Origin of the sequence: Mycobacterium sp. (assembly GCF_046095365.1) — a bacterium.
Lineage (GTDB): Bacteria > Actinomycetota > Actinomycetes > Mycobacteriales > Mycobacteriaceae > Mycobacterium.
On the sequence record NZ_JBJTJF010000074.1, the window covers coordinates 1 to 17,254 of the forward strand.

General features: G+C 70.6%; 20 protein-coding genes. 3 read left to right on the top strand and 17 right to left on the bottom strand.

Annotated features, from left to right (window positions below; genetic code table 11):
* Positions 1-412: DUF4190 domain-containing protein (locus tag ACKOQ4_RS05505; protein ID WP_526289635.1), on the top strand; the 412-nt coding region annotated here is incomplete at its 5' end.
* On the opposite strand, the gene ACKOQ4_RS05510 is transcribed toward ACKOQ4_RS05505, so the two are convergent.
* The 9 genes from ACKOQ4_RS05510 to ACKOQ4_RS05550 form a co-directional block, all read right to left on the bottom strand.
* The gene (locus ACKOQ4_RS05510) at positions 409-1,308 is read right to left on the bottom strand and encodes an acyl-CoA thioesterase II (RefSeq protein ID WP_526289637.1); all 900 of its coding nucleotides are present in this window, start codon (positions 1,306-1,308) and stop codon (positions 409-411) included. The genes ACKOQ4_RS05505 and ACKOQ4_RS05510 overlap by 4 nt on opposite strands.
* Positions 1,309-1,344: 36 nt before the next feature.
* Entirely contained in the window at positions 1,345-2,760 is a 1,416-nt protein-coding gene (gene pyk / locus ACKOQ4_RS05515) for a pyruvate kinase (RefSeq protein WP_526289639.1), read from the bottom strand.
* 28 nt (positions 2,761-2,788) lie between these two features.
* Positions 2,789-3,193, bottom strand: coding sequence for a DUF2752 domain-containing protein (locus tag ACKOQ4_RS05520; protein WP_526289641.1), 405 nt, complete (start codon positions 3,191-3,193; stop codon positions 2,789-2,791).
* A gap of 25 nt (positions 3,194-3,218) precedes the next feature.
* Entirely contained in the window at positions 3,219-4,814 is a 1,596-nt protein-coding gene (gene lgt / locus ACKOQ4_RS05525; RefSeq protein ID WP_526289643.1) for a prolipoprotein diacylglyceryl transferase, read from the bottom strand.
* Positions 4,811-5,623, bottom strand: a complete 813-nt coding sequence (gene trpA / locus ACKOQ4_RS05530) for a tryptophan synthase subunit alpha (RefSeq protein WP_526289645.1) — start codon at positions 5,621-5,623, stop codon at positions 4,811-4,813. Before trpA ends, lgt begins: the two co-directional genes overlap by 4 nt.
* Complete coding sequence (trpB, locus tag ACKOQ4_RS05535) at positions 5,620-6,906, bottom strand: tryptophan synthase subunit beta (RefSeq protein ID WP_526289647.1); 1,287 nt, start codon at positions 6,904-6,906, stop codon at positions 5,620-5,622. Before trpB ends, trpA begins: the two co-directional genes overlap by 4 nt.
* 24 nt (positions 6,907-6,930) lie before the next feature.
* Positions 6,931-7,749 (bottom strand): indole-3-glycerol phosphate synthase TrpC, encoded by an 819-nt coding sequence (trpC, locus tag ACKOQ4_RS05540; RefSeq protein WP_526289649.1) that lies wholly within the window; start codon positions 7,747-7,749, stop codon positions 6,931-6,933.
* A gap of 77 nt (positions 7,750-7,826) precedes the next feature.
* A complete protein-coding gene (locus ACKOQ4_RS05545) occupies positions 7,827-8,435 on the bottom strand; it encodes a TIGR02234 family membrane protein (protein ID WP_526289651.1) in 609 nt (202 codons plus the stop codon).
* On the bottom strand, positions 8,432-9,943 hold the full coding sequence (locus tag ACKOQ4_RS05550) for an anthranilate synthase component I (RefSeq protein ID WP_526289653.1): 1,512 nt from the start codon (positions 9,941-9,943) through the stop codon (positions 8,432-8,434). The genes ACKOQ4_RS05545 and ACKOQ4_RS05550 overlap by 4 nt, the downstream gene beginning before the upstream one ends.
* A 51-nt stretch (positions 9,944-9,994) precedes the next feature.
* Here ACKOQ4_RS05550 and ACKOQ4_RS05555 point away from each other — a divergent pair, with 51 nt between their 5' ends.
* The gene (locus ACKOQ4_RS05555; RefSeq protein ID WP_526289655.1) at positions 9,995-10,450 is read left to right on the top strand and encodes a peroxiredoxin; all 456 of its coding nucleotides are present in this window, start codon (positions 9,995-9,997) and stop codon (positions 10,448-10,450) included.
* On the opposite strand, the gene hisI is transcribed toward ACKOQ4_RS05555, so the two are convergent.
* The 8 genes from hisI to hisD all read right to left on the bottom strand — a co-directional run bounded on the left by hisI (position 10,447) and on the right by hisD (position 16,905).
* Positions 10,447-10,809: a phosphoribosyl-AMP cyclohydrolase gene (gene hisI / locus ACKOQ4_RS05560; protein WP_526289673.1), complete on the bottom strand. Its 363-nt coding sequence runs from the start codon at positions 10,807-10,809 to the stop codon at positions 10,447-10,449. The two genes, ACKOQ4_RS05555 and hisI, sit on opposite strands and share 4 nt — an antisense overlap.
* The gene (gene hisF / locus ACKOQ4_RS05565; RefSeq protein ID WP_526289657.1) at positions 10,806-11,579 is read right to left on the bottom strand and encodes an imidazole glycerol phosphate synthase subunit HisF; all 774 of its coding nucleotides are present in this window, start codon (positions 11,577-11,579) and stop codon (positions 10,806-10,808) included. The genes hisI and hisF overlap by 4 nt, the downstream gene beginning before the upstream one ends.
* The gene (locus tag ACKOQ4_RS05570; RefSeq protein ID WP_526289659.1) at positions 11,579-12,382 is read right to left on the bottom strand and encodes an inositol monophosphatase family protein; all 804 of its coding nucleotides are present in this window, start codon (positions 12,380-12,382) and stop codon (positions 11,579-11,581) included. Before ACKOQ4_RS05570 ends, hisF begins: the two co-directional genes overlap by 1 nt.
* A 1-nt stretch (position 12,383) precedes the next feature.
* The gene (gene priA / locus ACKOQ4_RS05575) at positions 12,384-13,136 is read right to left on the bottom strand and encodes a bifunctional 1-(5-phosphoribosyl)-5-((5-phosphoribosylamino)methylideneamino)imidazole-4-carboxamide isomerase/phosphoribosylanthranilate isomerase PriA (RefSeq protein ID WP_526289661.1); all 753 of its coding nucleotides are present in this window, start codon (positions 13,134-13,136) and stop codon (positions 12,384-12,386) included.
* Positions 13,137-13,143: 7 nt separating this feature from the next.
* A complete protein-coding gene (gene hisH, locus ACKOQ4_RS05580; RefSeq protein ID WP_526289663.1) occupies positions 13,144-13,764 on the bottom strand; it encodes an imidazole glycerol phosphate synthase subunit HisH in 621 nt (206 codons plus the stop codon).
* On the bottom strand, positions 13,761-14,387 hold the full coding sequence (gene hisB, locus ACKOQ4_RS05585) for an imidazoleglycerol-phosphate dehydratase HisB (protein ID WP_526289665.1): 627 nt from the start codon (positions 14,385-14,387) through the stop codon (positions 13,761-13,763). Before hisB ends, hisH begins: the two co-directional genes overlap by 4 nt.
* On the bottom strand, positions 14,384-15,490 hold the full coding sequence (locus ACKOQ4_RS05590; RefSeq protein ID WP_526289667.1) for a histidinol-phosphate transaminase: 1,107 nt from the start codon (positions 15,488-15,490) through the stop codon (positions 14,384-14,386). The genes hisB and ACKOQ4_RS05590 overlap by 4 nt, the downstream gene beginning before the upstream one ends.
* 92 nt (positions 15,491-15,582) lie before the next feature.
* Entirely contained in the window at positions 15,583-16,905 is a 1,323-nt protein-coding gene (gene hisD / locus ACKOQ4_RS05595; protein ID WP_526289669.1) for a histidinol dehydrogenase, read from the bottom strand.
* A gap of 91 nt (positions 16,906-16,996) precedes the next feature.
* Between hisD and ACKOQ4_RS05600 the strand changes: the two genes are divergently transcribed.
* Positions 16,997-17,254: LysE family translocator (locus ACKOQ4_RS05600; RefSeq protein WP_526289671.1), on the top strand; the 258-nt coding region annotated here is incomplete at its 3' end.

Below are 17,254 nucleotides of genomic sequence, written 5' to 3' on the forward strand. Positions count from 1 at the left end.
GCCCTACGGCGACTACGGCTACCCCGGAGTGCCCGCGGCGGCGCCCCGCAACGGCCTGGGTGTCGCCGCGCTGATCCTGGCGATCCTCGCCCTGCTGGCCTCCTGCTCGGTCGTCGGCGGTGCGGTACTCGGGATCGCGGCGGTGGTCATCGGCTTCCTCGGCCGCGGCCGGGTGGTGCGCGGGGAGGCCGACAACAGCGGGGTGGCGATGACCGGGATAATCCTCGGCGCCGTCGCCGTCGTCGTCAGCCTGGCATTCATCGCCATGTACGTCGGGGTCTACAACAAGTACGGCGGCCAGGAACTTCTCAGCTGCATCCAGGGCGCCGGCGACGACAACGACAGGGTGCAGCAGTGCATGGACGAGTTCCAGCAGCGCATCGAAAGCCAGACCGGCCAGGTTGGCGGCTAATCGCCTGCGGCAGAGCGCTTTTCTGCGCCGGGAAAGTACTTCACGATGCCCTCCTGGGCGACGGTGGCGACCACCTCGCCGGCCCGGTTGTAGAAGTGCCCCATCCCGAGTCCGCGCGACTCCGCGGCCACCGGTGAGGCCGTCGAGTACAGCACCCACTCGGAGAAGTCCACCTGGCGGTGAAACCACACCGAGTGGTTGATGGTGACGGCGAAGATCCGGTCCCAGCCCCACGACAGCCCGTGGGTGGTGACGATCGAATCCAGCACCGTGGTGTCCGAGGAGTAGATCATCGCGGCGGTGTGCAGCACCGGGTCGTCGGGCATGTCCCCCGCCGCCGTCATCCAGACCCGGTTTCTGTCGAGTTTGCCGCCCTTGTCCCGCATCACCCAGGCGGGGTCGTTGGTGTAACGCCACTCGATGGGACGCATGGCGTTGACGAAAGCCGGCACCACCTCCTCGTAGCCCACCAGCGCCTCGTCGATGGTCGGCAGGGTGTGCGGTTCGGCAACCGGCGGCATGGCGTGGTTGTGTTCCAGCCCGTGACCGCCGGCCAGGTAGGACACCAGCGCGGTGGCCAGCAGTTTGCCGTTCTGCACGGCGTCGACGCGACGGTTGGCGAAACGGCGTTCGTCGCGCAGCCGGCAGACGTGGAACTCGATATCGGCGGCCGGGTCTCCGCCGGAGATGAAGTGCACCGACAGCGCACTGGGCGGCAGCTCGTGCTCGATGGTTCGGCTGGCCGCGGTGAACGCCTGCGCCATCAGCTGCCCGCCGAAGGTGCGGATCGGGTTCTTGCGGGGGTGGCGGCCGATGTAGAGGTCGTCGCCGTCGCTGGAAAGCCTGAGGATGTCGAGCAGCTCGTCGAAGTCGGAATGCCCCGCTGATGTCGGCACGAGCCTGTGTCCCACTCTTTTCTTTCGCTGCGCTGCCTAGTGGTCGTTTTCCCCGATCCGGTGGATGTGAATCAGATTCGTCGAGCCTACTGTGCCCGGCGGGGCGCCCGCGACGATGATCACCAGATCCCCGCGCTGGTAGCGGCCCATCTCCAGTAACTCGTGATCGACCTGTCGGATCATGTCGTCGGTGCTGTCCCGGTGGCCGACGACGAAGGTCTCCGTCCCCCACGTCAGGGCGAGCTGACTGCGCAGTTCGGGGATCGTGACGAACGCCAGCAGCGGCAGCCGGCTGTGCAGCCGGGCCAGCCGGCGCACGGTGTCCCCCGACGAGGTGAACGCGATGAGAGCCCTGGCGTCGAGTCGCTCGCCGATGTCCCGCGCCGCGTAGGAGATGACCCCGCGCTTGCTGCGCGGCACGTGGGTCAGTTCCGGCACCGGGGAGTTCTCCTCGACCGCGCAGATAATCCGGGCCATCGTGCGCACCGCCTCGACGGGGTACTTGCCCACCGAGGTCTCCCCGGACAGCATCACCGCGTCGGCCCCGTCGATCACCGCATTGGCGACATCGGACGCCTCCGCGCGGGTGGGACGGGAGTTCTCGATCATCGACTCCAGCATCTGGGTGGCCACGATCACCGGCTTGGCGTTCTCCCGGGCGACGGCGATGGCCCGCTTCTGCACCAACGGAACCTGTTCGAGCGGCAACTCGACGCCGAGGTCGCCGCGGGCCACCATGACCGCGTCGAACGCCATGATGATCGCCTCGAGGTTCTCGACCGCCTCCGGCTTCTCCAGTTTGGCGATCACCGGCACCCGGCGACCCACCCGGTCCATCACCTCGTGCACGCGTTCGATGTCCGACGGCGAACGGACGAACGACAGCGCCACCATGTCGACGCCGAGTCGCAGCGCGAACTCCAGATCCTCGATGTCCTTCTCCGACAGCGCCGGAACCGAGAACGTCATCCCCGGCATGGACAGACCCTTGTTGTTGCTGACCGGACCGCCCTCGGTGACGGTGCACACCACGTCGTTTCCGTCGATGTGTTCCACCACCACGGCTACCTTGCCGTCGTCGACGAGCATGCGGTCACCGGGCTTGGCGTCCTGGGCGAGTTGCCTGTAAGTGGTGCTCACCCGGTCGTGGGTGCCGGCACACTCCTCCACGGTGATCCGGACGGTCTCGCCGTTGACCCACTCGGTGCCCCCCTCGGCGAACCGACCCAGCCGGATCTTCGGACCCTGTAGGTCGGCGAGTATGCCGACCGCTCGCCCGGAGGCGTCGGCAGCCTGCCGAACCCGCGCGTAGGAGACCTCGTGATCGCTGTAGTCGCCGTGGCTGAAATTCAGCCTGGCTACGTCCATTCCGGCATCGACGAGGGCCCTGACCATGTCCTCACTGCTGCTGGCCGGCCCGAGGGTACAGACGATCTTGGCTCGCCGCGTCACGACGCCTGAGCATAGTCCGGCGGCGGAGCTAGCGAACCAGCATCGTGGGAACCAACGGGAATCCCGGCAGATTCCGCACCACGGTCCACACGACGGCGGCGATCCCGATTACGACCAGCACCCGCGGGGTCAGGGCGGGCTGCCCGCGGCGCATCCGCCACAGCGACCACGCCGCCAGCAACGGCAGTGCCGACAGCACGAAGAGGTTGTCGACGGCGGCGGCCCGCAGATCACCGTGCAGCAGGTCATGGGTCATCCGCAGCCCGCCGCAGGCCGGGCAGTTCCAGCCGGTGATCAGTTTGAAGGGGCAGAACGGGAATATCCCGCCGGGCCGGTGCGGATCCACCAGACCGACGTAGGACAGCGCGGACGCCCCGAGCACGGCCGCTCCGGCTCCGGCGTACGCCCGCCGGACCCGCGTCTGCCGGGTCATGCCGTCCAGCATGCCAGAGGACCGGTCAGCCGCCGCCGCTGTTGGCGCCCCAGAGCAGGCGTTTGAGGGTGGACCCGAACTTCTGCTGCGGCTCGTCGGTTTCAGCCCCGGCGACGGTCTTCGCGGGCGGGGACACCACTGGGCTCGCGACGGGCTTCGACTCGGGTTCGGCCACCCGGACCTCGTCGGCTTCGTCGGCTTCGCCGACCTCGTCGGCTTCGTCGGCTTCGTCGACCTCGTCGGCCGGGGCGGACTCCACCTCCGCAGGCTCGACCTCGATCTCGGTCGCGGTCACGACCGCGGGGTCCCTGTCACCGACGACGACGTCATCGGCGGCCGTCACACCATCCGCGGACTCGTAGACCACGACGGTCTCGGTCTCCCCGGCGGTCTCGTCGTAGACCACCACCGGGCCGTCCTCGCCGTCGAATCCGGCCTCGGCCTCGGCGTTGACATCCTCGGCATCGGCCTCGGCGACGTCGAGGTCGGCGTCCCCGAGTTCCCCGGCCTCCTCCAGATCGGTGAGCTCGGCGGGTTGCGCGGACTCCACGACGACACCGGGCTCCACGACGACACCGGACTCCTCGACTACGTCGGACTCCTCGACGACGTCGCCGACGGCTTCGGCGTCCTCGGCCTCGTGCTCGCCGGCCACCGCCGCCGCCGCGACGATCCCGCTGCCTTTGGCGGCCGCGACGAGGTCCTCGGCCCACTCCTCGACCTTCGAGGGCTCATGGGTCACCTCCGCCGGCTGCCTGCCGCGCAGGGTGGCCGGGTCCTCCCGGCCCCTGGGAGCCAGCAGCATGTACACCACCGCGCCGATGAACGCGAACGTCGCGGTGAACACGTTGATCCGGATTCCCGCGATGTGGGTCGCGGCGTCGTCGCGCATCAGTTCCACCCAGAACCGGCCCACGCAGTAGGCCGCCACGTACAGCGCGAACAGCCGGCCGTGGCCCAGCCGGAACTTGCGGTCGGCCCACAGCAGGAGGAAGAACACCGCGACGTTCCACAGCAGCTCGTAGAGGAACGTCGGGTGCACGACCGCGGCGACCTGCCCCGTCGACACACCGTCGAGGGAGTGCACGTCGACCACCCCGGCGGCGTCGCGGCGGTAGAAGACCTCCATGCCCCAGGGGACGGTGGTCTCCCGTCCGTAGAGCTCCTGGTTGAAGTAGTTGCCCAGCCGGCCGATCGCCTGGGCCAGCACGATGCCCGGCGCGACCGCGTCGCCGAAGGCCGGCAGCGGAATGCCCCTGCGGCGGCACGCGATCCAGGCGCCGACACCGCCGAGGAACACCGCGCCCCAGATGCCCAGGCCGCCCTCCCAGATCCGCAGCGCCGCTCCGATCCCGGCGCCGTCCGGACCGAAGTAGGTCTTCCAGTCCGTCAGGACGTGGTAGAGCCGTCCGCCGACCAGTCCGAACGGCACCGCCCACAGCGCCACGTCGTAGACGACCCCGCGCTCGCCGCCGCGGGCGGCGAACCGGCGGTCGCCGATGAGCAGCGCGACGATGATGCCGGCGATGATGCACAGCGCGTAGGCCCGGATCGGGATCGGCCCGAGGTACCAGACCCCCTGCGCCGGACTCGGGAAATAGGCAAGCACCGTTGTCGTCACGTGGCAGGCACCTTTTCTCGAACGCCGACCGCCAATTCCTCGGCCAGCGTCTGGACTGCGGCAACCCCGTTGTCGGTCAGCGCCGACACCAGGGCGGAGCCGACGATGACCCCGTCGGCGAATTGAGCGATCTCGGCGGCCTGGTCGCGGGAGCGCACCCCCAGTCCCACCCCCACCGGGATGTCGGAGACCTCCTTGACCCGGCGGACCAGTTCCGGGGCGGCTCCCGAGACCGCGTCGCGGGCGCCGGTCACCCCCATGGTGGAGGCGGCGTAGACGAAGCCGCGGGAGGCCGCCACGGTCCGGGCCAGCCGTTCCGGGGTGGAGGACGGCGCGACCAGGAAGATCCGGTCCAGATCGTGCTGCTCGGATGCAGCCAGCCAGGCGTCGGCCTCGTCGGGGATGAGATCGGGTGTGATCATGCCCAGCCCGCCGGCTGCGGCCAGGTCGCGGGCGAACGCGTCAACCCCGTAGTGCAGCACCGGATTCCAGTAGGTCATCACCACGGCGTTGCCGCCGGCGGCGCTGATCGCCTCGACCGCACGCAGCGTGTCGCGCACCCGGACCCCGTGCTGCAGGGCGATATCGGTGGCGTTGGCGATCACCGGTCCGTCCATGCCCGGGTCGGAGTACGGGACGCCCACCTCGATGATGTCGCACTCGCTGCTCATGGCCACCATCGCGTCGACCGACGTCGCCACGTCCGGGTACCCGGTCGGCAGGTAGCCGATCAGCGCCGCGCGCCCCTGCTCGCGGCAGGCGTCGAAGACAGCGCCCAGCCGACCCGGCGGGCTGTGCTCAACGGTCATGACACTCCCTTGCCGGCCCCGTTGGGACCGGCGGGGTCGAACAGGCCGAACCAGCGGGCGGCGGTCTCCACGTCCTTGTCGCCGCGCCCGGAGAGGTTGATCAGGATGATCGCGTCCGGGCCCAGTTCGCCGGCCAGGTCCACTGCCCCCGCCACGGCGTGCGCGGTCTCGATGGCCGGGATGATGCCCTCGAGCCGGCACAGCAGCCGGAAGGCGTCCATCGCCTGGGTGTCGGTGATCGGCCGGTACTCGGTGCGGCCGACCTCCTTGAGGAATGCGTGCTCCGGCCCGACACCGGGGTAGTCCAAACCTGCTGAGATGGAATGGGATTCGATGGTCTGGCCGTCTTCGTTCTGCAGCAGGTAGGAGTACGAGCCCTGGAAGGCCCCCGGGGTTCCGCCGGAGAACGTTGCGGCGTGCCGGCCGGTCTCCACGCCGTCACCGGCGGCTTCGAAACCGACCAGCCGCACCGCGGGGTCGTCGATGAAGGCGTGGAAGATTCCGATCGCGTTGGAACCGCCGCCCACGCAGGCGGTGACGGCGTCGGGAAGCCGGCCGGTCATCGCCAGCATCTGTGCGCGGGCCTCCATGCCGATGATCCGCTGGAAGTCGCGCACCATCATCGGGAAGGGGTGCGGCCCGGCGGCTGTGCCGAAGCAGTAATAGGTGCTGGCGGCGTTGGTCACCCAGTCCCGGAAAGCGTCGTTGATAGCGTCCTTGAGGGTTTTCGAACCCGACTGCACCGCAACGACTTCTGCCCCCAGAAGCCGCATCCGCGCCACGTTCAGCGCCTGGCGGGCGGTGTCCACCGCACCCATGTAGATCACGCACTCCAGGCCCAGGAGCGCGCAGGCCGTGGCGGTGGCCACCCCGTGCTGGCCGGCGCCGGTCTCGGCGATGACGCGGGTCTTGCCCATCTGGCGGGCCAGCAGCGCCTGCCCAAGGACATTGTTGATCTTGTGCGAACCGGTGTGGTTGAGGTCTTCGCGCTTCAGGAAGATCCGCGCTCCCCCGGCGTACGCGCTCAGCCGCGACGCCTCGTACATCGGTGAGGGTCGCCCGGCGTAGTGGGTCTGCAGCCGGTCGAGTTCGTCGAGGAACGTCTGGTCGGCGCGGGCCTTCTCGTAGGCGGCGGTGACCTCCTCGATGACGGCCATCAGCGCCTCGGCCACGTAGCGGCCGCCGAACACCCCGAAGTGCCCGCGGGCGTCGGGATCGTGCGGGGTCGGCTCGGCGACGGCCACGCTGGCCCGCGGCAGATTCGGAGTCGAGGTGTCGGCCATATCAGGTCCTGCGCTGGGAGGAACTCAGCGTGCCGGTTTCGGACACGACGGATGGGCACCCGCGGTCACCAGGTCCGACACCGCCGTGCGGGGGTCGCCGCTGGTGACCAGACCCTCGCCGACCAGGACGGCATCCGCCCCGGCGCCGGCGTAGGCGAGCAGGTCGGCCGGACCGCGAACGCCGGACTCGGCGATCCGGATCACGTTGGACGGCAGGCCCGGCGCGATCCGCCCGAAGCAGTCCCGGTCGACGCTCAGCGTCTTGAGGTCGCGGGCGTTGACGCCTATCACCGAGGCGCCGGCCTGCAGGGCCCGGTCGGCCTCCTCCTCGGTGTGCACCTCCACCAGTGCGGTCATGCCGAGCGATTCGGTGCGGTCGATCATCGAGGTCAGCGCGGGCTGGTCCAGCGCGGCCACGATGAGCAGCAGCATGTCGGCACCGTGCGCGCGCGCCTCGTGGATCTGGTAGGGCCGCACGATGAAGTCCTTGCGCAGCACGGGGATCGTGACGGCGGCCCGGACGGCGTCGAGGTCGGCGAGCGACCCGTGGAACCGGCGCTCCTCGGTCAGGACGCTGACGACCCGTGCGCCGCCGTTCTGATACGCGCGTGCAAGTTCGGCCGGATCGGCGATCGGGGCCAACTGACCTCGCGACGGGCTGGCTCGCTTGACTTCGGCGATCACGGCTATCCCGGGGGCGCGCAGCGCTGCCAGCGCGTCGCGCGGGGCCGGCGCCGACTCCGCGGCGGCCTTGACCTCGGTCATGCTCACCCGCGCCTCGCGGGCCGCGACGTCGGCGCGAACCCCGTCGAGAATGGAGTCGAGAACGGTTGCCGAACTCATTGCAGATCCGGTCCCCTCCCGCATTGACGACGTCGCCCTGTTCGGTGAAAGGGTAGCCGCCCGGTAGCCGGCACCCGTCACCGACCCTCGGTGTCGGATCCGGCCGCCCGCGGCGCGTCGGCGCCGTGGTCGGTGGGGTCGCGCCCGTCGTCCAGGGCGTCCCACATACCCCGCTCGGACAGCCCCACCGAACCGGAGTCGATGACCTGCCCGGCGGCGGCGTATTTCGCCGTCCGGTGGGCAGCCGACACCGCCGCCCGCATCAGCAGCACGGCGGCCGCCAGGGCGAACGCCGCCGCCAGCAGAGTCACCACCGCTCCGGCGGGCTGACGGCCGCTGGCCACCAGATCCGCCACCGGCACACCCGCCAATTCGGCTCCGCGCGGGCCGATGTCGGGCAGCACCAACAGGCTCACACCGAGGTAGCCCAGGGCCAGGCAGGAGACCGCCACCAGGATCGCCACCGCCCGCAGCAGCCAACCGCGCACCGCCAGGGCGGCCAGCGCCGCGGCCAGCAGCAACACCGCCAGCGGCAGCAGCGCCGTGGACCAGGCCGCACCGGTCAGCGTCGAAGTCCGCTCCGGGCCCAGACCGTCGGAGGAGGTCACCGACACCCACGACAGCCGGGAGGCGACCCACAGTCCCGCCGCCGACAGCATCAGCAGCAGCTGGGCGGCCCGGATCACGGCGCCCGCAGTGTCTCGGCGGCGGCGATCGCGGCCAGCACCGCCTTTGCCTTGTTGGCCGACTCGGTGTACTCGTAGGGCCCGTTGGAGTCGGCCACCACCCCGCCGCCGGCCTGCACGTAGGCGGTCCCGGCCCGCATCAGCGCGGTGCGGATGGCGATCGCGAAGTCGGCGTTGCCGGCGAAGTCGAGGTAGCCCACCACGCCGCCGTAGAGCCCGCGGCGGGTCATCTCGACCTCCTCGATGAGTTCCATCGCGCGGACCTTGGGAGCGCCCGACAGCGTGCCGGCCGGGAAGCAGGCGGTGACGGCGTCCAGCGGGGTGCGCCCCTCGGCCAGCAGCCCGGTGACCGTGGACACCAGGTGCATGACGTGGCTGTAGCGCTCGATGTGGCTGTAGTCCTCCACCCGCACGGTGCCCGGCACACACACCCGGCCGAGATCGTTGCGGCCGAGATCGACCAGCATCAGGTGCTCGGCGCGTTCCTTCTCATCGCTGAGCAGCTCCTTCTCCAGCAGCTGGTCCTCCTCCTCGGTGTGCCCGCGCCACCGGGTCCCGGCGATCGGGTGCGTGGTGGCCCAGCCGTCGGTGACGGTGACCAGCGCCTCGGGACTGGAGCCGACGATCGAGAAGGCCGTCCCGCCGGACTCCTCGGGGATGTGCATCAGATACATGTAGGGACTGGGGTTGGACACCCGCAGCATCCGGTAGACGTCGATCGGGTCGGCGCCGGTGTCCATCTCGAATCGCTGGGAGGGCACCACCTGGAAGGCCTCACCGGCCTCGATCTCTTTGACCAACCGCTCGACCACCGCGCCGTACTCCTCCATGCTGCGCTGCGCGCGGTGCTGCGGTTCGGGCCGGGAGAACGTCGCCACCGTCGACGCCAGCGGCTGGCCCAGGGCCGCGGTCATCACGTCCAAGCGGGAGACCGCGTCGTCGTAGGCTTCATCGAGGAGTTCCTCGCCGCCCCACTTCACCGCGTTGGCGATCAGGGTGATGGTGCCCTCGTGGTGGTCCACCGCGGCCAGGTCGGTGGCCAGCATCAGCACCATGTCGGGCAGACCGAGGTCGTCGACGGCCAGTTCCGGCAGCCGTTCCAGGCGGCGGACGAAGTCGTAGGCGAAGTAGCCCACCAGGCCGCTGGTCAGCGGCGGCATGTCGGTGAGCGGTCCGGTGGACAGCACGTCCATGGTTTCGCGCAGCGCCTCCAGCGGATCGCCCCCGCTCGGGGCGCCCTGCGGGGCCGCTCCCAGCCAGGCCGCCTCGCCTCCGCGCACCGTCAGCGCCGCCGGCGCGCCGGCGCCGATGAACGACCACCGCGACCACGAGCGGCCGTTTTCGGCGGACTCCAGCAGGAACGTGCCGGGCCGGTTGTCGGCCAGCTTGCGGTAGGCCGACAGCGGCGTCTCGCTGTCGGCGAGCACCTTGCGGGTCACCGGGACCACACGGTGCTCGGCGGCCAGGGCCCGGAACTGCTCCCGGCTGGTCGTGGGGGTGGATTGCACGGGGTACATCCTCCCAGACCAGTCCGGGCCGACCGGCGTAGCGTTGCCCCCATGAAACCTGGCGACCGCGTCCCCGATTTCGAACTTCCCGATCAGACCGGCACGGTGCGCTCGCTGGCCGGGCTGCTCGCCGACGGCCCGATCGTGCTGTTCTTCTATCCGGCGGCCATGACCCCGGGCTGCACCAAGGAGGCCTGCCACTTCCGCGATCTGGCCGCCGACTTCGCCGCGCTGGGCGCCTCCCGGGTGGGGATCAGCACCGACCCGGTCGCCAAGCAGGCCAAGTTCGCCGACTCGCAGCGCTTCGACTACCCGCTGCTCAGCGACGCCGGCGGCACGGTAGCCGAGATCTTCGGCGTCAAGCGCGGACTGCTCGGCAAGTTCATGCCGGTCAAGCGCACCACCTTCGTCATCGACACCGACCGGACCGTGCTGCAGGTGATCTCGAGCGAGGTCAACATGGACACCCACGCCGACAAGGCGCTGGAGGCGCTGCGGGCGCGTTAGCCCCGCGCGCTCAGGTCTTCCGGGCCGAGCAGCAGGCCGGCGTCGAAGCAGGTGTGCTCCCCGGTGTGGCAGGCCGGACCCGCTTGGTCGACCTCGAGCAGCACGGTGTCGCCGTCGCAGTCCAGGCGCACCGAGTGCACGTACTGGGTGTGCCCGGAGGTCTCTCCCTTGACCCAGTGCCGGCCTCGGGAGCGTGAGTAGTAGGTGGCCTGCCGGGTAGCCAGGGTGCGCGCCAGCGCCTCGTCGTCCATCCAGGCCACCATCAGCACTGCGCCGGTGGCGCGCTCCCGGGCCACCGCGGCGAACAGGCCGTTGCCGTCACGCTTGAGTCTCGCGGCGATTGTCGGGTCCAGCATCAGCGCACCGTAATGCCTTCCGCCGCCATAGCGGCCTTGACGTCGCCGATGGCCAGTTCCCCGAAGTGGAACACGCTGGCGGCCAGCACCGCATCCGCCCCGGCCCGCACCGCCGGCGCGAAGTGGTCCAGCGCCCCGGCTCCCCCGCTGGCGATCACCGGAACGGTCACCGCCTCCCGCACCGCGCGCAGCATCGGCAGATCGAAGCCGGCCTTGGTACCGTCGGCGTCCATCGAGTTCAGCAGGATCTCCCCGACGCCGAGTTCGGCTCCGCGCCTTGCCCATTCGACGGCGTCGATACCGGTGCCGCGCCGGCCGCCGTGGGTGGTGACCTCCCAGCCCGACGGGGTCGGTACGGCCCCGGCCGGGACGGTGCGGGCATCGACCGACAGAACGATGCACTGCGACCCGAACTGGCGGGACAACTCGGCCAGCAGTTCGGGGCGGGCGATCGCGGCGGTGTTGACCGACACCTTGTCCGCGCCGGCGCGCAACAGGGCGTCGACATCGGCCACCGACCGCACACCCCCGCCCACGGTCAGCGGGATGAACACCTGCTCGGCGGTGCGGCCGACCACGTCGAGCATGGTGGCCCGGCCGGACGACGACGCGGTGACGTCCAGGAAGGTCAGTTCGTCGGCGCCCTGCGCGTCGTAGACGGCGGCCAGTTCGACCGGGTCGCCGGCGTCGCGCAGATTGGCGAAGTTGACACCCTTGACCACCCGGCCGGCGTCGACGTCCAGGCACGGGATCACCCGCACGGCCACGTCCATCAGTACTCCCCCGGCGATCCGAGGCGGTCCAGGATCTCCGAGACCTGCCCGTGCACGCCGGGCGCGGCGGTCAGGGTCGCCCGGGTCCGCACCGTCCACGGTCCGCCGTCGAGGTCGGTGACCACGCCGCCCGCTGCCCGGACCAGCGCGACACCGGCCGCATGGTCCCAGACATGCCCGCCGAAACTGACTGCGGCGCCCAGGATTCCGGAGGCGACGAACGCCATGTCGATTCCGGTGGAACCGTGCATGCGCAGCTTCGAGCACACCCGGCTCAGATCCTCCAGCGCCGCGAGCCGGTAGCGGCCGGGGAAGCGTCCGCCCCAGTCGGCGTTGAAGGTGCCGAAGGCGACGATGGACTCCGCCAGGCCGGTGCGGGCCAGTGGCGCGTGGGCGACGCCGTCGACGTACAGCGGGCCGCCGGCGACCGCGGTATAGCGCTGGCCGGTGAACGGCAGCCAGGTCAGCCCCGCCACCGGTTCGCCGTCGCGCAGCAGGCCCAGCAGCATGGCAGCCATCGGCGAGCCGGCGGCGTAGTTGAACGTCCCGTCGATCGGGTCGAGCACCCACACCTGCGACTCGTCCAGGCCGGCCCCGCCGAACTCCTCCCCGTGCACCCCGATACCCGTGGCCGCCTGCAGTTCGGCCACCACCTGACGTTCGATGGCGAGGTCGACCTCGGTGGCGAAGTCGTTGCCCTTCTTCTGCACCGCGGAGTCCGCGCGGTGCCCGGCCACGAACGCGGGAACCGCGCGGTCCAGGATCGCCGCGGCTTGGGCGACCAGTGCCTGCAGGTCGTCCACGTCAGCCGCTCGCCACGGCCTTCATCGCCGCGAGTGCCTCGGGCAGCGTGAAACGGTTGGCGTACAGAGCCTTCCCGACGATCGCTCCCTCCACGCCGATGCCGGTCAGGGTGGCGATCGCACGCAGGTCATCCAGGCTGGAGACTCCCCCCGAGGCGATCACCGGCGCGTCGGTGCATTCGGCGACGCCTTCGAGCAGTTCGATGTTGGGACCGGTCAGGGTGCCGTCCTTGGTGACGTCGGTGACCACGAAGCGCGAGCAGCCCTCGCTGTCCAGGCGTTCCAGCACCTGCCACAACTCCCCGCCGTCGGTCTCCCAGCCGCGTCCGCGCAACCGGTGCTCGCCGTCGACGATCTGCACGTCCAGTCCGACGGCCACCCGGTCGCCGAACTCCGCGATCGCCCGGGCGCACCACTGCGGGTTCTCCAGGGCGGCGGTGCCGATGTTGACCCGGGCGCACCCGGTGGCCAGCGCGGCCCGCAGCGACGCGTCGTCGCGGATCCCGCCGGACAGTTCGACCCGCACGCCCAGCGCGCGCACCACCTCGGCGAGCAGTTCGGCATTGCTGCCCCGGCCGAACGCGGCGTCGAGGTCCACCAGGTGGATCCACTCGGCGCCGTCGCGCTGCCACGTCAGGGCCGCGTCCAGCGCCGAGCCGTACTCGGTCTCGCTGCCGGCCTTGCCCTGGACCAGTCGCACCGCGCGGCCCTCCACCACGTCGACGGCGGGCAGCAGGATCAGCTCGCTGCTCATCTGAATATCAGAGCCCCTCAATCCAATTCGCCAGCAGCGCCGCACCTGCGTCGCCGCTCTTCTCCGGATGGAACTGCGTGGCCGACAACGGACCGTCCTCGACCGCTGCCAGGAACCGCACGTGATGGGTCGCCCAGGTCAGCAGCGCGTCGGGTGCGCCATCCCAGGACTGCGCGGCGTAGGAGTGCACGAAGTAGAAGCGGGTGTCGGCGGTGATGCCCTTGAACAGCCGGCTGCCGGGCGCAGCGTCGACGACGTTCCAGCCCATGTGCGGGATCACCGGCGCCTCCAGCCGGGTTACCGTGCCGGGCCACTGCCCGCAGCCGCGGCTCTCCACGCCGAACTCCACACCGCGGTCGAACAGGATCTGCATGCCGACGCACACCCCGAGCACCGGGCGTCCGGCCGCCACCCGCTCGGCGATGATCCCGTCGCCGCCGATGGAGCGCAGGCCGGTCATGCAAGCCTCGAAAGCGCCGACGCCGGGCACGACCAGGCCGTCGGCAGTCAGCGCGGCCGCGCGATCCGCGCTTACCGTGACCTCGGCGCCGACCCGCTCCAGGGCACGCTGAGCCGAGCGGAGGTTGCCCGAACCGTAGTCCAGGACAACCACTGAACGTGTCGTCACAGAACCCCTTTGGTGGACGGCACACCCGTCGCACGAGGGTCCGGCTCGACGGCATGCCGCAACGCCCGCGCCACGGCCTTGTACTGCGCCTCGGTGATGTGGTGCGGGTCGCGGCCGTAGATGGTCCGCACGTGCAGGGCGATGCGGGCGTTGGCGGCCAGCGACTCGAAGACGTGACGGTTGATCACCGTGTGGTAGGGAACGCCGGATCCGGCGATGGTGAAGTCCACCAGGTACTCCGGTTCGCCGGTGTGCACGAAATAGGGCCGGCCGGACACGTCGACGGCGGCGTGCGCCAGCGTCTCGTCCATCGGGATGAAGGCGTCGCCGAACCGGCGGATGCCCTTCTTGTCCCCGAGCGCCTGGCCCAGCGCGGTGCCCAGCACGATGGAGGTGTCCTCCACGGTGTGGTGGCTCTCGATCTCGACGTCGCCGCGGGCGGTGACGGTCAGGTCGAAGCTGGCGTGGGTGCCCAGCGCGGTCAGCATGTGGTCGAAGAACGGCACGCCGGTGTCGACCGACACCCGGCCGGTGCCGTCGAGGTCGAGTTCGACGACGATGTCCGACTCGCGGGTCTTGCGCTCCACGCGGGCGCGGCGTGCCGGTGTGGGGGACTTGGTCATGGCGCTCCTAAGGTCCTGCTGGCGGTCAGGAAGGCATCGTTCTCGTCGGGCAGGCCGATGGTGACCCGCAGGTGGCCGGGGATCCCGACATCGCGGATGAGCACCCCATCGGCCAGATACTGCTTCCAGGCCAGGGCCGCGTCCGGGAAGACCCCGAACAGCACGAAGTTCGCGTCGCTGGGGATCACCCGGAAACCCATGTCCGCCAAAGCCGCGCTGACCCGGTCCCGCTCGGCGGCCAGGGCGGCCACGCCGGCCAGCGTCTCGTCGGCGTGGCGCAGCGCGGCGCGGGCGGCGGCCTGGGTCAGCGCCGACAGGTGATACGGCAGCCTCACCAGCAGCACCGCCTCGATCACGGCCGGCGCGGCCACCAGATAGCCCAGCCGGCCGCCGGCGAAGGCGAACGCCTTGCTCATGGTGCGGCTGACGATGAGCTTGGAGGGATGTTCCTCGAGCAGGGCGATGGCGCTGGGCTGCTGCGAGAACTCCCCGTAAGCCTCGTCGACGATCAACATCCCACCGGCCATGGCGTCGAGCAGCCGCCGCAGATCCGCCAGCGGAATGCTCTGCCCGGTCGGGTTGTTCGGGCTGGTGACGAAGACGATGTCGGGCCGCTGCTCACGAATCGCGGCGACGGCGCTCTGCACGTCCAGGCTGAAGTCGGCGGCGCGGGTCGTCTCGATCCAACGGGTCTGGGTGCCGTCGGAGATGATCGGGTGCATCGAGTAGGACGGCACGAAGCCCATCGCGGTGCGCCCCGGCCCTCCGAAGGCCTGCAGCAGCTGTTGCAGGATCTCGTTGGATCCGTTTGCCGCCCAGACGTTCTCGACACCCACCTCGACACCGGTGTGCGCCGTGAGATAGGCCGCCAGGTCGCGGCGCAACCCGACCGCGTCGCGGTCCGGATAGCGGTGCAGCGATGCGGCCGCCTCCCGCACCGACCCGGCGACGTCGTCGACCAGGGCGGCGCTGGGCGGGTGCGGGTTCTCGTTGGTGTTCAGCCGCACCGGCACGTCGAGTTGCGGTGCGCCGTAGGCGGACTTGCCGCGCAGGTTGTCCCGCAACGGCAGGTCGTCGAGACCCACCTGCTGGCCCACGGTCATCGCTGTCCGCTCTTCGCCCAAGCGCTCATCACTGCTGTCCGCTCTTCGCCCAAGCGCTCATCACTGCTGTCCGCTCTTCGCCCAAGCGCTCATCACTGCTCGAACCTCCGGCGGACCGCTTCGCCGTGCGCGGGCAGGTCCTCGGCGTTAGCCAGGGTGATGACATGTCCGGCGACGTCCTTGAGCGCAGCTTCGGTGTAGTCCACCACATGGATCCCGCGCAGGAAGGTCTGCACCGACAGCCCGCTGGCGTGCCGGGCGCAGCCGGCGGTGGGCAGCACGTGGTTGGAGCCGGCGCAGTAGTCGCCCAGACTGACCGGAGACCACGGGCCGACGAAAATCGCTCCGGCGGAACGGATCCGGGCCGCCACCACCGCGGCATCGGCGGTCTGGATCTCAAGGTGCTCGGCGGCGTAGGCGTTGACCACCCGCACCCCGGTGTCGATGTCGTCGACCAGAACGATGCCCGACTGCGGTCCGGTCAGCGCCTCGGTGACCCGCTCGCGGTGCACGGTCGTGGCCAGTTGGGCGGCGAGTTCTGCGTCGGTGGCCTCAGCCAGTTCAACGCTGTCGGTGACCAGCACGCTGGCCGCCATCACGTCGTGCTCGGCCTGGCTGATCATGTCGGCTGCCACATGCACCGGATCGGCGGTGTGGTCGGCCAGGATCGCGATCTCGGTGGGCCCTGCCTCGGAGTCGATGCCCACCTGCGAGCGGCAGATCCGTTTGGCGGCGGTGACATAGATGTTGCCCGGGCCGGTGATCATGTCGACCGGGGCCAGTTCGCCGCCGTCGGTGTCGACCCCGCCGTAGGCCAGCAGCGACACCGCCTGCGCGCCGCCGACCGCCCACACCTCCGCGACCCCGAGCAGGGCTGCGGCGGCCAGGATGGTCGGGTGCGGCTGTCCGCCGAAGCCGGCCTGCGGTGGGCTGGCCACGACCAGCGACTCCACCCCGGCGGCCTGGGCGGGCACCACGTTCATCACCACGCTGGACGGGTAGACCGCGCTGCCGCCCGGCACGTAGAGGCCGACGCGCTCCACCGGCACCCAGCGTTCGGTCACCGCCGCACCGGAGCCCAACAGCGTGGTGGTGTCGGTGCGGCGCTGCTCGGCGTGCACCGCGCGGGTGCGGTCGACGGCGACCTCCAGGGCGGCACGGACGTCGGGATCCAACCGGTTCAGCGCGGCGTCGAGTTCGGCCGCCGGGACCCGGACCATGTCGGACCGCACGCCGTCGAAGCGGGCGCCGTACTCCAGGGCCGCCACGGCGCCACGTTCGGCCACGTCTTCGACGATCGGGCGGACGGTGGGCACCACCGCGTCGACGTCCACCCCGCCGCGGGGCAGGGCGGCACGCAACTGCGCGGCGCTCAGGGCGCGACCGCGCAGGTCGATGCGGGACAGGGTGATCATCGATTCGATTGTCGCTGATCGGAGCACCCGATTGAAAATCGTTTATGCATCGAATTGGCCGGTGCGCAGGCCCTGACCTCATACTTTGCCGGTGGCATGGGATCTGTGGCTGGCGTTCGTCGGCGCGGCGATCGCGATCAGCGTGTCGCCGGGGGCCGGGGCGATTCAGTCCATGGCCACCGGCCTGACCCACGGCCTGCGCCGCGGAACCTGGAGTGTGGCCGGCCTGCAGATCGGGCTGATGACCCAGTTGGGGGTGGTCGCCGCCGGCCTCGGCGCCGCGGTGGCCAGGTCGGTGACGGCCTTCACGGTGATCAAGTGGATCGGCGTGGGGTACCTGATCCACCTG

Coding starts and splice junctions, on each gene's coding strand:
- trpA (WP_526289645.1), bottom strand. CDS start 5,623: ATGACCGTTGAGCACAGCCCGCCGGGTCGGCTGGGCGCTGTCTTCGAC.
- ACKOQ4_RS05590 (WP_526289667.1), bottom strand. CDS start 15,490: ATGACCGTGGGCCAGCAGGTGGGTCTCGACGACCTGCCGTTGCGGGAC.
- ACKOQ4_RS05555 (WP_526289655.1), top strand. CDS start 9,995: ATGAAACCTGGCGACCGCGTCCCCGATTTCGAACTTCCCGATCAGACC.
- priA (WP_526289661.1), bottom strand. CDS start 13,136: ATGAGCAGCGAGCTGATCCTGCTGCCCGCCGTCGACGTGGTGGAGGGC.
- hisB (WP_526289665.1), bottom strand. CDS start 14,387: ATGACCAAGTCCCCCACACCGGCACGCCGCGCCCGCGTGGAGCGCAAG.
- trpC (WP_526289649.1), bottom strand. CDS start 7,749: ATGAGTTCGGCAACCGTTCTCGACTCCATTCTCGACGGGGTTCGCGCC.
- ACKOQ4_RS05520 (WP_526289641.1), bottom strand. CDS start 3,193: ATGACCCGGCAGACGCGGGTCCGGCGGGCGTACGCCGGAGCCGGAGCG.
- hisD (WP_526289669.1), bottom strand. CDS start 16,905: ATGATCACCCTGTCCCGCATCGACCTGCGCGGTCGCGCCCTGAGCGCC.
- trpB (WP_526289647.1), bottom strand. CDS start 6,906: ATGGCCGACACCTCGACTCCGAATCTGCCGCGGGCCAGCGTGGCCGTC.
- hisF (WP_526289657.1), bottom strand. CDS start 11,579: ATGGACGTGGCCGTGCGGGTGATCCCGTGCCTGGACGTCGACGCCGGC.